Annotated in this window: 14 protein-coding genes; 8 read left to right on the forward strand and 6 right to left on the reverse strand. The window is 63.0% G+C overall.

Annotated elements, in window-relative coordinates; all coding sequences use genetic code 11:
* Positions 1-16 precede the first annotated feature (16 nt).
* From PZL22_RS23710 to PZL22_RS23720, 3 genes are all read left to right on the forward strand, one after another.
* On the forward strand, positions 17-874 hold the full coding sequence (locus tag PZL22_RS23710; protein WP_015007449.1) for an AraC family transcriptional regulator: 858 nt from the start codon (positions 17-19) through the stop codon (positions 872-874).
* A 180-nt stretch (positions 875-1054) separates the two neighbouring features.
* Complete coding sequence (locus tag PZL22_RS23715) at positions 1055-1708, forward strand: AzlC family ABC transporter permease (RefSeq protein ID WP_015007450.1); 654 nt, start codon at positions 1055-1057, stop codon at positions 1706-1708.
* A complete protein-coding gene (locus PZL22_RS23720; protein WP_003532749.1) occupies positions 1705-2007 on the forward strand; it encodes a branched-chain amino acid transport AzlD family protein in 303 nt (100 codons plus the stop codon). The genes PZL22_RS23715 and PZL22_RS23720 overlap by 4 nt, the downstream gene beginning before the upstream one ends.
* A 125-nt stretch (positions 2008-2132) precedes the next feature.
* Here the strand turns inward: PZL22_RS23720 and PZL22_RS23725 are convergent, their stop codons facing one another.
* On the reverse strand, positions 2133-3632 hold the full coding sequence (locus PZL22_RS23725; RefSeq protein WP_003531702.1) for a replicative DNA helicase: 1500 nt from the start codon (positions 3630-3632) through the stop codon (positions 2133-2135).
* 321 nt (positions 3633-3953) lie between these two features.
* On the opposite strand from PZL22_RS23725, the gene PZL22_RS23730 reads away from it, so the two are divergent.
* The 3 genes from PZL22_RS23730 to PZL22_RS23740 are packed head-to-tail and all read left to right on the forward strand — an operon-like array spanning position 3954 to position 7083.
* Positions 3954-4406, forward strand: coding sequence for a MarR family winged helix-turn-helix transcriptional regulator (locus PZL22_RS23730; RefSeq protein ID WP_003531701.1), 453 nt, complete (start codon positions 3954-3956; stop codon positions 4404-4406).
* A complete protein-coding gene (locus tag PZL22_RS23735) occupies positions 4403-5998 on the forward strand; it encodes an MFS transporter (RefSeq protein ID WP_003531700.1) in 1596 nt (531 codons plus the stop codon). Before PZL22_RS23730 ends, PZL22_RS23735 begins: the two co-directional genes overlap by 4 nt.
* Positions 5999-6015: 17 nt before the next feature.
* Entirely contained in the window at positions 6016-7083 is a 1068-nt protein-coding gene (locus PZL22_RS23740) for an HlyD family secretion protein (RefSeq protein ID WP_033048904.1), read from the forward strand.
* Positions 7084-7240: 157 nt separating this feature from the next.
* On the opposite strand, the gene rplI is transcribed toward PZL22_RS23740, so the two are convergent.
* The 4 genes from rplI to rpsF form a co-directional block, all read right to left on the reverse strand.
* Positions 7241-7816, reverse strand: coding sequence for a 50S ribosomal protein L9 (rplI, locus tag PZL22_RS23745; RefSeq protein ID WP_003531697.1), 576 nt, complete (start codon positions 7814-7816; stop codon positions 7241-7243).
* Positions 7817-7851: 35 nt separating this feature from the next.
* Positions 7852-8805, reverse strand: coding sequence for a YybS family protein (locus PZL22_RS23750; protein WP_003531695.1), 954 nt, complete (start codon positions 8803-8805; stop codon positions 7852-7854).
* Positions 8806-8998: 193 nt separating this feature from the next.
* Positions 8999-9247, reverse strand: a complete 249-nt coding sequence (gene rpsR / locus PZL22_RS23755) for a 30S ribosomal protein S18 (RefSeq protein WP_003531693.1) — start codon at positions 9245-9247, stop codon at positions 8999-9001.
* Between the two features lie 25 nt (positions 9248-9272).
* Positions 9273-9722: a 30S ribosomal protein S6 gene (gene rpsF, locus PZL22_RS23760; protein ID WP_003531690.1), complete on the reverse strand. Its 450-nt coding sequence runs from the start codon at positions 9720-9722 to the stop codon at positions 9273-9275.
* 343 nt (positions 9723-10065) lie between these two features.
* Here rpsF and PZL22_RS23765 point away from each other — a divergent pair, with 343 nt between their 5' ends.
* Entirely contained in the window at positions 10066-10398 is a 333-nt protein-coding gene (locus PZL22_RS23765) for a four-helix bundle copper-binding protein (RefSeq protein WP_003531684.1), read from the forward strand.
* Between the two features lie 26 nt (positions 10399-10424).
* Here PZL22_RS23765 and PZL22_RS23770 read toward each other — a convergent pair whose 3' ends face one another.
* Positions 10425-11468 carry an aldo/keto reductase gene (locus PZL22_RS23770; RefSeq protein ID WP_003531682.1) on the reverse strand — a complete coding sequence of 348 codons (1044 nt, stop codon included), beginning with the start codon at positions 11466-11468 and terminating at the stop codon, positions 10425-10427.
* Positions 11469-11802: 334 nt separating this feature from the next.
* Here PZL22_RS23770 and fabD point away from each other — a divergent pair, with 334 nt between their 5' ends.
* Complete coding sequence (gene fabD, locus PZL22_RS23775; protein ID WP_003531680.1) at positions 11803-12747, forward strand: ACP S-malonyltransferase; 945 nt, start codon at positions 11803-11805, stop codon at positions 12745-12747.
* Positions 12748-12758 lie beyond the last annotated feature (11 nt).

Here is a 12758-nt window from a genome sequence, read left to right on the forward strand (position 1 = left end):
CCGATAAGATCGTCCGATGGAAACGATCTCACAGGAAAAGGCCATCGAGGCCATGCCGCTCGAGGGAGCCGAGCGGACCCGTTTCTGGCGCGACCCGCGCTTCAAGGGCATGGAGTGCCTGAGCGCGACCTTCATCACGCATGAATTCGCGCCGCACGCGCACGACACCTTCAGCATAGGTGCGATCGAAGCGGGTTCCCAGATCAGCACGATCAAGGGGGAACGATCGCAGACGGGCCCGGGAGATCTCTATCTCATCAATCCGGATGAAATCCACGACGGGCATCCGGGTCACGAAGGCTACCGCTACCGGATGATCTATCCATCCACGGACCTGCTGGTCGAGATCCTCGAGGATGTGACCGGCCGCTCCTTCAGGGGAACGCCGTCCTTCTCGCGGCTGCTTCTCACCGATAGAGAGCTTGCGCTCGGCTTTCAACGTGCGCACCGCGCATTGGAAGGCAAGGTCGGTACCCTGGAAGCGGACGAGAGCATGTTCGGGTTCCTGGCCAGGCTCTTCGAGCGCCACGGCAACGCTATCATCGTCCCCCTGCAGACGCGCGAGAGCTCAGCCGTGCACCGGGCACGCGACTATCTTGTTGAAAACTACACGCACGATATCGGGCTGGAGGAGCTTGCGAAGCTGGCAGGCCTCAGCCGCGCCCATCTGATCCGCGCCTTCCGAAAGGAATTCCACATCACCCCGCATGCTTTTCTCACCGACAAGCGGGTGCGGGAAGCAAAGGCGCTCCTGCGCAGAGGTTGGTCTGCGGCGGACACCGCCTATCATTGCGGTTTCGCCGATCAGGCGCATTTCAGCCGCCATTTCAAGGCTCGAACCGGCGTCACGCCGGGTGCCTATCGCTCAGCCTGATCACTTTCGTTCAAGACGGCGGTCTTCTGCCTGGTTACTTCCTGGGCACTTCCAGGAAAAGCGTGTGACGGTTTTCCGTCCGGAAGCGCGTAGTTTCAGAAGGTAGTGTTGCAGGTACGGGAGATCCCAGGCGTGAAGAAGTCGCGGGCAGTCGAGGAATTCTGGGGAGGTTTCAGGGCGATGGCACCGCTCATCGTGGCGGTGATGCCGATCGGGCTCGTTTTCGGGGCCGTTGCCGCGACCAAGGGCCTGTCGAGCCTCGAAGTCATGATGATGAGCGCGCTGGTCTTCGCCGGCGGTTCGCAATTCGTTGCGCTCGACATCTGGACTCATCCCGCCTCCTGGGCCGCTCTCGGATTTTCGGCGCTGCTCGTCAATATCCGTCATCTTCTGATGAGCGCATCGATCGGCACGAAGATGCCGGCCTTCTCGGGGCCGGCGAGATATGCCGCGATGCTTCTCCTTGCCGACGAGATCTGGGCCATGGCCGAGGTCCGGGCAGGTGAGTCGCGTCTCACGCCTGCCTGGTATGCGGGCCTTGCGGTGCCGTTCTATCTGGTCTGGGTGCTTGCCGGTCTTGCCGGCTCGCTCGCCGGCGCATTCCTCGGAGACCCGAAAGCGCTCGGTCTCGATTTTGCGTTTCCCGCGGTCTTCATCGTCCTGGTCATGGGCTTCTGGAAGGGACGTGAAACCGGCGCGATTCTCGCTGCGAGCGCCGCGGCCGCGGTCCTCGCACACCAGTTCCTCCCCGGCGTCTGGTACATCGCAGCCGGTGCGGCGGCTGGCGTCGTTGCGGCGCTTTTCACCGGTGAACGTCAGGAAGCCCGCGCATGACGCTCGATCCGCACACGTTTCTTGCGATCGCCGCGATGGCCGTTGCGACGGTGCTGACCCGGCTCGGCGGTCTTGTCCTCATCCGTTTCGTGACGATAGGTCCGAAGCAGAAGCGGGCGCTGGAGGCGATCCCGCCGGCCGTATTGATGGCCGTCATCGCGCCGACGGCGTTGGTCACCGGGCCGGCCGAAACGCTCGCGGCCCTCGCGACAGCGCTTGTCGCCACGAGGCTGCCGCTGCTCGCGGCCGTGGCGGCCGGCGTGATTGTCGTGGCGGTTGCGAGGGTGTTCGTGGGGTAGAGAGGCCAAATCCGCCCCTCATCCGGCCTGCCGGCCACCTTCTCCCCGCAGGCGGGGAGAAGGGGACTCGCGGCTCCGTCTCAATCCTTGTCGCGGCAGCGGGATGAGGGGCCGCAATCAGCCTGTCAATGCTCGTACTGCGTGAACGACGGATCGGCGAGATCCGAGAAGCGCGTGAATTCCGACTGGAAGGCGAGCTTGACGGTGCCGGTCGGTCCGTGGCGCTGCTTGGCGATGATCACGTCGGCCGTGCCCTTCACCTTCTCCATCTGCATCTTCCACTCTTCGTATTTCGGATCGAATTCGTCGCGCGGTTCCATGTTCTTCACGTAATATTCCTCGCGGAACACGAAGAGGACGACGTCGGCGTCCTGTTCGATCGAGCCCGATTCACGCAGGTCGGAGAGCTGCGGCCGCTTGTCCTCGCGGCTTTCCACCGCGCGCGAGAGCTGCGAAAGCGCGATGATCGGCACGTTCAGCTCCTTGCCGAGCGCCTTGAGGCCGGTGGTGATCTCGGTGATTTCCTGTACGCGATTTTCGCCGGACTTCTTCGAACCGGTCATGAGCTGGATGTAGTCGACCACGAGCACGTCGAGGCCGCGCTGCCGCTTCAATCGGCGAGCGCGCGCGGCAAGCTGGGCGATCGAGATACCGCCGGTCTGGTCGATATAAAGCGGCACTTTCTGCATCATCTGGGAGCAGGCGACGAGCTTCTCGAAATCCGCCTCCGAAATGTCACCGCGGCGGATCTTCGAGGAGGAGACCTCGGTCTGCTCCGAGATGATACGGGTGGCGAGCTGTTCGGACGACATTTCGAGCGAATAGAAGCCGACCACGCCGCCGTTCTTGGCCTTGAAGGAGCCGTCGGGCTGTACTTCCGGCTCGTAGGCGGCGGCGATGTTGTAGGCGATGTTCGTCGCGAGCGAGGTCTTGCCCATGCCCGGACGGCCGGCGAGGATGATCAGGTCCGATCGCTGGAGTCCGCCCATCTTCCCGTCGAGGGAATGGATGCCGGTGGAAATGCCGGAGAGATGACCGTCCCGCTCGAACGCCTGTCCGGCCATGTCGATCGCGAGCGCTACCGCGTCATTGAACGATTGGAAGCCGCCATCGTAGCGCCCTGTTTCGGCGAGTTCGAACAGCCGCCGTTCGGCGTCCTCGATCTGGCTCTGCGGCGGCATGTCGAGCGGTGCGTCATAGGCGATGTTCACCATGTCTTCACCGATGGTGATCAGCGATCGGCGGAGCGCCAGGTCGTAGATCGCGCGGCCGTAGTCCTCCGCATTGATGATGGACACGGCTTCGGCGGCAAGGCGCGCGAGATATTGTGCAACCGTCAGGTCGCCGACCTTCTCGTCGGCCTTGAGGAAGGTCTTGACCGTCACCGGGTTGGCGGTCTTGCCCATGCGGATGATTTCGCCGGCGATCTCGAAGATCCTGCGATGCAACGGCTCATAAAGGTGTACGGGTTTCAGGAAGTCCGAGACGCGATAGAAGGCGTCGTTATTGACGAGAATGGCGCCGAGCAGGGCCTGCTCCGCTTCCAGATTGTTCGGCGCCTCGCGATAGTGCTGTTCCGCCTGATCCTTGGCCAAAGGGGCGAGCTTTCGCGCTGCGTCGTTCATCTTTTTCCGTTTCCGCTTATGATCCCGTGAGGCACCCGGTTTGCTGACTGTTGCGCGCCGCGTCTAGTGCAGGCACGCAACAGTGGCGTGCCATACAACCCCGCCTGTCGCCTTTGCCCGTTGTTCGACTGATCCACAGGGGGACAAGGGAGAAGTTGTAAAAAACTACATTCTCACGCGATGCTGGTTGACGCCGCGGCCATGGGTAAAACTACCTGATTCGCATCCCCGCGTCCTCGATCGGCATCTTGAAAAATGCCCATGGCCGGATTAAATAGTGTCCAGATAGTTAGCATGCTAGTAATATGGAAAAGATACTAAATGCCGAAGCCAAACGACAATCGTGAACTGTTCGACGCGCTTGCGACCGTCAATCGCAAACTGCGGTCGGTGTTCGACGCGCGGGTGAAGGAGCGCGGCCTGACGCTGCCGCGTGCGCGGATGCTGTTCGCGCTCGCCAGGAAAGAAGGTCTCAATCAGCGCGAGTTGGCCGAAGAGCTCGATATCGAGACGCCGACGATCGTTCGGCTTCTCGACGGCATGGAAAAGCAGGGCTTCATCGAGCGCCGGGTCGAGCTTTCCGACCGGCGTGCGAAGCAGATCCATATGACGGATGTCGGCCGCTCCATGGCGGATGAGATCCAGAAGCTCGCGAGCGACATCCGCGAAGAGGTTCTGGGCGGGCTGCAGCTGCAGGAAATCGCCGTCGCGCTGAAGGTCGTCTGCAAGATCGCGACGAACATCCAGTCGATCGGTCGGAGTGGCGACCGATGAATGCCGTTGCCGCTCCCGGCTCGATGCGTATCGGCAAATCGGCTCTCTATATCGGCGGCTCCGCTCTCCTCTTTCTGACGCAGGGGCTGGGTATGAATCTCGCGTCGGCCAATCTTGCGCAGGTCCAGGGGTCGCTTTCGGCCACGTCGGTGGAGGCTGCCTGGCTTGCCGCTGCCTATATGGCGCCGAATGTCAGCCTTTCGGCCGCTCTCGTGAAGATCCGCGCCCAGTATGGTCTTCGCCGCTTCGCAGAGATCGGCATCGTCGGATTCGTCATCGCTTCACTGATGAACGTCTTCGTCTCGGACCTTCATTCGGCGGTCGTCGTCCGCTTCATCAGCGGCATTGCGGCCGCGCCGATGTCGACCCTTGGCTTTCTCTATATGCTGGAAGCCTTTCCGCCGGCGCGAAAGCTGACGGTGGGCCTCGCACTCGCCCTGACATGCACGACCTTGGCCGCACCGATCACGCGGCTGATCTCGCCTGAGCTCATCGAGATCGGACAATGGCACGGGCTGTACACGCTCGAGATGGCGCTCGCGCTGATCGCGTTGCCGATCATCTATCTGCTGCCCCTGACGCCGGTGCCTCATGCCAAGGTCATTCAGCGTGCCGACATCCTCAGCTACCTGCTGCTCGCCGTCGGCTTCGGCTGCGTTGCCGTCGTCCTCGTGATGGGCAGGCTCTATTGGTGGTTCGAGGCACCCTGGCTCGGCATGCTGCTCGCCCTGTCGGTCGTGACCCTCACGGCCGTCGTACTGATCGAACTCAATCGCGAGCAGCCCTTGATCGACATACGCTGGTTGGCCTCGCGCGAGATCGTGCATTTTGCGGCCGTGCTGTTGATCTTCCGCCTCGTCGCCTCGGAACAGTCGGCGATCGCCACCAATTTCTATCAATTGCTCGGGCTGCAGTACGATCAGCTCGCGACGCTTTACTGGATCATTCTGGCCGCATCGCTGGGGGGCGGTCTGCTCTGTGCGGCGCTGATGAAGCCGGGGCACGCGGACGCCGTCCACGTGCTCGCCCTCGGCATGCTCGCCGCCGGCGCCTATATGGACAGCCATGCGACGAGCCTCACGCGTCCGGAGCAGATGTATGCGAGCCAGGCGCTGGTCGCCGCCGGCACGGCACTTTTCCTGCCGCCGGCCATGGCCCGCGGTTTCACGGCGGCACTCGCGAAAGGCCCCAGCTACATCCTGAGCTTCATCGTCGTCTTTCTCTTCACCCAAAGCATCGGCGGCCTGATGGGCTCGGCCGCCTTCGGAACCTTCGTGACACTGCGGGAAAAGTTCCACGCCAACATTCTGGCCGAGCAGATCGTTCTCACCAATCCTCTCGTCGCCCAGCGCATCGGCCAATTGTCGGGCGCCTACGCCAAGGCGATCGGCGACAGGGCGTTGCTGAACGGGGAGGGCGTGGCCCTGCTCGGACAGACGATCACCCGCGAGGCCAACATCCTCGCCTACAACGATGCCTTCCTGTTGGCGGCGATCATAGCGCTTTTCGCGCTCGCGGTGCTGCTCGTCCAAATCGCAGTCAAACGGCTCGCCAGGCACGATCCCGACATCGTACCGGCGGCCACATCTTGAACAATGAAGTCGTTATCATGCTGAAAAATTTCCGCTCTCCCACCACGCTTATCGTTCTTCTTGCCGGCCTCGCCGGTCTTTCGCTCGTCCTCTACGCCTGGCGTCTGCCGCCCTTCGCGAGCTCCGTCGAAACCACGGAGAACGCCTATGTCCGCGGCTATGTCACGACCATCAGCCCGCAGCTTTCCGGCTATGTCGCGGAGGTGCCGGTGCGCGACTACGAGGAGGTGAAGGCTGGTCAGCTCCTCGTCAGGATCGATGACCGGATTTACGTCCAGAAGCTTGCGCAGGCAAAAGCGACGCTCGCGACACAAAGGTCGGCGTTGGCGAACTCGTTCGAACAGGAGCTGTCGGCAAAGGCCGGAATCGCCGCGAGCGAGGCCCAGCTCGACGGGGCCAAAGCGGCTCTGGCAACGGCGAGAGCCACCTGGGACCGCATTCGTCCGCTCGCCGACAAAGGTGTCGCGACGCGGAGCGACGCCGACCAGGCCCGGGCGGCCTTCGAGCAGGCGGACGCGGGCGTCAAGCAGGCGATCGCCAATCTCGAGGTTTCGCGCCAGTCGCTTGCGACGACGCTCGGCGCCCGCGCCGGCCTCGAGGGTTCGGTAGCCGGCGCCGAGGCGGCCGTGGAGCTCGCCGAGATCGACCTCGACAACACCAGGATCGTTGCGCCGCGTGCCGGCAGGCTCGGCGAGATCGGCGCCCGTGTCGGACAATATGTCACCGCCGGCACGCAGCTGCTTTCGGTCGTGCCGCACGAGGTCTGGATCGTCGCCAACTTCAAGGAGACGCAGCTTGACGGAATGAGGGTAGGGCAGCCCGTCACCATTTCGGTAGACGCTCTGAACCGGCAGGTGCTGAGCGGCCACATCGAGCGCTTCTCTCCTGCTGCCGGATCGGAATTCAGCATAATCCGGCCCGATAACGCCACCGGCAATTTCACCAAGGTTGCGCAACGTCTCGGCGTGCGCATCGCCGTCGACCCCGAACAGCCGATGGCCGATCGCCTTGCTCCCGGGCTTTCGGTCGTGGTGAGGGTCGACAAGGCGGCCGAACCGCAGGCGGCAATCGCATCCGCCGAGTAGAGAGCAGATCCAGGATCCGCAAAGCTCCGCCCGCAAACAAAAAGCCCGGATCCGGTCGGATCCGGGCTTCTTTCTTTAGAGCGTTTGAAGCTACGCACTTCCGGACGGAAACCCGTCACACACTCTTCCTGGAAGTGCTCTAAGGTCCGCTTGGGTCTTATTCTTCTTCGGACTCGAGCTCGGCTTCCGGGTTGAAGAAGTCTTCCGGCTTCAGCGCGTCTTCGTCCACGCCGTAGATGGCGTCGGCCGAGGTCAGGCTTTCGCCCTTGGCCTGGCGCTCGGCTTCTTCGGCCGAACGGGCAACGTTGATTTCAATCGCCACGTCGACTTCCCCGTGCAGGTGCAGCGTGACCTTGTGCAGGCCGATAGCCTTGATCGGCTGGTTGAGGTCGACCTGGTTCCGGTTGATGTTGAAGCCTTCGGCAGCCAGCGTCTCGACGATGTCGCGGGCGGCAACCGAGCCGTAAAGCTGGCCGGTTTCGCCAGCGGAACGGACGATGATGAAGGACTTGCCGTCAAGCGAATCGGCGACCTTCTGGGCTTCCGACTTGCGCTCGAGGTTGCGGGCTTCGAGCGTCGAGCGCTCGGATTCGAAACGCGCCTTGTTGGCGGCATTGGCGCGGAGCGCCTTGCCGAGCGGCAGCAGGTAGTTACGCGCGAAGCCGTCGCGAACCTTTACGGTTTCGCCCATCTGACCGAGCTTGGCGATGCGTTCGAGGAGAATGACTTCCATTTTGATTTCCTTTCAGTTTTGTTTTGTTTCGTTGGTCAGTTTTTTCCCGTGGGCGTGAGTGCGATGGCGCGGCGCGTATCGATCAGGCCGGACAGGAGGAAGAAGAAAGCCGGAATCGTGAAGACGAATACCGACAGGTATGCGATCCACAGCACGGGAAGCCGCCAGGACTTGCCGCGCGTGCGAAAATGGAAGGAGGCGAAGCCCGAGAGCAGGAAGCCGGCGCCAAAGGTGCCGCAGACGAGCGCACCTATCACAGCCGGCGCACCGCCGAAGAAGGTGAGGGCCAGGCCGCCGAGAAAAACGAAGATGGCGTTGCGGTGCATCCTGAGCGACGAGGGAACGTCCTCCCGCGGCCGAAGCGCCTTGCCGGATAGCTGTACGATGCGGGTCGCGAGGTAGTAGGCGGCGAACAGCATCAATACCCAGATCGCACCCTGCACGAGCGGCAGCGCCAGCGTGAATATCGACTTGAGCTGAGCGATCGCCGCGGCATCCGGATTGTAGAGCGGTTCCTGCGCCTTCACGGCCTCGATCACCATGTCGACCATGATGTCGGAGACGCTCGAGTCGTACCCGACAATGTAGCCGACGATGACCATGCCGACCGTCACCAGTCCGGCAAGATGCACGAGGATGTCGGAGAGCGGATACCAGGCGAGTGAACCCTCGGGACCGCCGAGTTCAGAAGCCGGGCGCGCAAGATTGGAGAGGTGGCTGAGCCAGCCGGCCGGGACGAGCGTCACGACGACGATCAGCAGTGCGAAATAGGGTGACACGAGCGCCACTGCTGCCCCGCCCGCGACCACGATGGCAGCGATGGCGGCGGCGTTTCCCCAACCGAGACCCGCAATCAGGATCGGCAGCGCGGAGGCGGCGTAGAGAACGATCGCAAGAGACGACTGCGTATTCGCGCCCATCGACAAGAGGGCGGCGGTAATGCCGGCGAGAACGCCGGTCAGCAGCGATGTCCTGTTCCAGTTCTTCACGTTCGCTGTCCTGCTTGAGAGGCAGTTAGGGGCGGCCATCCGGCCATTGCCCCAACATGGGATTTGTGCGCCGTTCCGGCGCGTTTCCGATCCGCGCCCACCGCGGAAGGGAGGAATCGAGGCACCCTTGAGAGAGCGCCTCGATCGAAGCTGGTTTCCGTCGAGTCAGCCGATCGACGGAGCGCCGGCCGCCTTACGATACGATGTAGGGCAGCAGGCCGAGGAAGCGGGCGCGCTTGATCGCCTGGGCGAGTTCGCGCTGCTTCTTCTGGGAAACGGCCGTGATGCGCGAGGGCACGATCTTGCCGCGCTCGGAAATGTAGCGCTGCAGGAGACGGACGTCCTTGTAGTCGATCCGCGGAGCGTTTGCACCCGAGAAGGGGCAGGTCTTGCGGCGACGGTGGAACGGACGGCGTACCGGAGCGGAAGAAACTTCAGCCATTGTCTTTATCTCCTAAAGCTTCTTGTTAAGCGCGGTCTTCGCGCGGGCGGCGCGGACGGTCATCGCGGTCGCCACGGTCCGGACGCGGACCACGGTCGCCAAACCCACCACGGTCCGGACGGTCGCCGTCGCGGCGCGGGCGATCGTCGCGGTCGCGCTTCTGCATCATCGCGGACGGGCCTTCCTCGTGCTTGCCGACGGCGATCGTCATGTAGCGCAGGACGTCTTCGTTGATGCGCATCTGACGCTCGACTTCGTGCACGGCCGGTGCCGGGGCATCGATGTCCATGAGGACGTAGTGAGCCTTGCGGTTCTTCTTGATGCGGTAGGTGAGGGACTTCAGGCCCCAGTTTTCGACCCGACCGACCTTGCCGCCGTTCGCTTCGATTACACCCTTGTACTGCTCGACGAGAGCGTCGACCTGCTGCGGCGTGATGTCCTGCCGAGCGAGGAATACGTGTTCATAAAGAGCCATTGTGGCTTGCCTTTCTTGCGTTAATCAGCCCGGACCTCGGCGGCTAAGCCTCAACGACTGTTCTTAAAGGCTATGAGAGCCGGCAAGAAAGTGTTGCATCGAGACGGTCGAGAGCGGAGACACGGGAGGCCGGAATGCCTTTACATTCCTCGCGGCTTCCGAATGGAAACCGGCCCTCCGTTCAGCCACCAGCCAGAAGACCGGGCGTTTCGAACAGCGCGCTTATACGGGTTTTCTGCCGAAATGCAAGCCGCCTCGTCGGATTGGTGTCCGGGCTGCGCTCAGCCGGAACAAAAGCGCCCTTGCGCTGTTGAGTGGGCTTCCACCCATCCGGGAGAAGAAAATGGCCCACTTCGATCCGAAGATGCAGGAATGCATAGAGAATTGTCTTGCCTGTTATCGCGTCTGCCTTTCGACGGCGATGACTCATTGCCTCGAAGCCGGCGGCGAGCATACCAAGCCGCCGCACTTCCGGCTGATGATGGCCTGCGCGGAGATTTGCAGGGACGCGGCGCATTTCATGCTGCTTGGCACGCCGCACCACAAGCACCTGTGCGGCGAGTGCGCCGAGATCTGCGCGGAGTGCGCGGACGATTGCGAACGCATCGGCGACATGGGCGATTGCGTCGACGCCTGCAGGCGGTGTGCCGAGAGCTGCCGCCAGATGGCGGCATGAAGCCGCCGCTCCGGCGCGAGAGTGTTTCAGATCGGCGCCGGATAGAGCCGATGCAGGCGCCGGATGCCGTTCATCACGTCCTGGGAAAGAGTGACGTCGGCGGCGCCGAGGTCGTTCTTCAGCTGCTCCATCGACGTGGCGCCGATGATGGCCGAGGCCATGAAGGGGCGCGTGAGACAGAAGGCGATTGCCATCTGGGCCGGGTCAAGACCGTGTTCGCGGGCGAGTGCGGCATAGGCGGCCACGGCGGGCTCCTGATGCGGCGTGTAGCGGCCGCCGAGGTCGCCGTTGATCGACAGGCGCGATCCGGCCGGCCTGGCACCGTCCAGATATTTTCCGCTCAAGAGCCCGGCCGCCAGCGGCGAATAGGCGAGCAGGCCGATATCTTCGTGGTGCGACACTTCCGCGAGGTCGAGATCGTAGCTGCGGTAGAGCAGATTGTACTCGTTCTGGATCGTCGCGACGCGCGGGAAGCCGTATCTGTTGGCGAGGTCGATCATCTTCATCGCGCCCCAGGCCGTATCGTTCGAAAGGCCGACAGCGCGGATTTTGCCCGCTTTGACGAGTTCGCCGAGCTTGTCCAGAATGGCCTTGAGATCAGCCGCAACCTCCTCCTTGTTCTGGTGGGAGGGGTCATAGGACCAGGCGTTTCTGAAGTGGTAATGACCGCGATTGGGCCAGTGCAGCTGATAAAGGTCGATATAGTCGGTCCTGAGCCGCGCGAGGCTCGCATCGACCGCCTCGCCAATTCCTTCCGGGGTGACCGGGCCGCCATTGCGGATGTAGGCACGGCCGGAGCCGGCGACCTTGGTTGCAACCACCACGTCGTCGCGTCGGCCGCGCGCGGCCAGCCAATCGCCGATGATGCGTTCGGTGTTGCCGTAGGTCTCCGCTGAAAGCGGCGTGGTCGGATAGAGTTCGGCGGTATCGATGAAGTTGACGCCGCGGTCGAAAGCATAATCAAGCTGTTCGTGGGCTTCGGCCGGCGTGTTCTGCGAGCCCCACGTCATCGTTCCGAGGCAGATGGACGAAACCTTGATGCCGGTGCGGCCGAGTTTGTTGTAGCGCATGACGTTCCTTGTGGAGCGGGTTCGCGCCATGGGAGGAAGGCGCTCCGCCTTGGAAATGACGGTTGGCCGCAGCCCGGGAAGTTCCGGAACGACGCGGCGGCAAAGCGGGGCAAACTTAAGCCTTGATTGGCGAAGATCAAGGGCAAAAGACCGCAAGCAGCCGGTCAAGCGCGGCTTCCGCGCTTGACTTGCTGTTCAGGAATGTGAATGGAGAGGAAAATACGCGGCGGCAGCAGGGTCCGGGCGGTTCATCTGCACCTGCTCGCGCAATTGAAACGATCACGGCTATTTGGTTGCTCCGAGCCAGCCGCGATCCAGGGAAGGGGCACTCTTGATGAGCATCGCATTCACGTTCCCCGGCCAGGGCAGCCAGGCCGTGGGCATGGGCAAGGATCTGGCCGAAGCCTTTCCGGAGGCCGCGGCTGTCTTTGCCGAGGTCGACGACGCGCTCGGCGAAAAGCTTTCCGACATCATGTGGAACGGGCCTGAGGAGACGCTGACGCTGACGGCGAATGCGCAACCGGCGCTGATGGCAGTGTCCATGGCGGTAATCCGCGTGCTCGAAGCCAAGGGCCTCGACCTCAAGAGCAAGGTTTCCTTCGTCGCGGGCCACTCGCTCGGGGAGTATTCGGCGCTCTGTGCCGCCGGTACGTTCTCGCTCGCCGACACGGCGCGTCTTCTGCGCATTCGCGGCAATGCGATGCAGGCGGCCGTCCCCGTCGGCAAGGGCGCGATGGCGGCGATCATCGGTCTGGAGCATGACGATGTCGAAGCGGTCTGCCGTGACGCATCATCGCTCGGCTCGTGCCAGATCGCCAACGACAACGGCGGCGGTCAGCTGGTGATCTCGGGCGAGAAGCCTGCTGTGGAGAAGGCCGCGGCCCTCGCTTCCGAAAAGGGTGCCAAGCGCGCGCTTATGCTGCCCGTGTCCGCCCCCTTCCATTCCGCCTTGATGACGCCGGCGGCCGAGGCCATGCGCAAGGCGCTCGCAACGGTCGAGAAGCGCGATCCCGTGGTTCCGGTCGTCGCGAACGTGCTTGCTGCGCCGGTAAGCGATGCGGGCGAGATCGCGCGCCTGCTTGTCGAGCAGGTGACCGGGCAGGTGCGCTGGCGCGAGACGGTCGAGTGGTTTGCGGCCCATGAAGTGACGACGCTTTACGAGATCGGCTCGGGCAAGGTCCTGACGGGACTTGCCCGGAGGATCGACAAGACCGTCACGGGCATCGCCGTCAATTCGGCCACCGATATCGATGCGGCGCTTGCCGTCCTCTTGGCCTGAGCGCCCTACTA

Origin of the sequence: Ensifer meliloti, assembly GCF_030064585.1 — a bacterium.
Classification (GTDB): domain Bacteria; phylum Pseudomonadota; class Alphaproteobacteria; order Rhizobiales; family Rhizobiaceae; genus Sinorhizobium; species Sinorhizobium meliloti.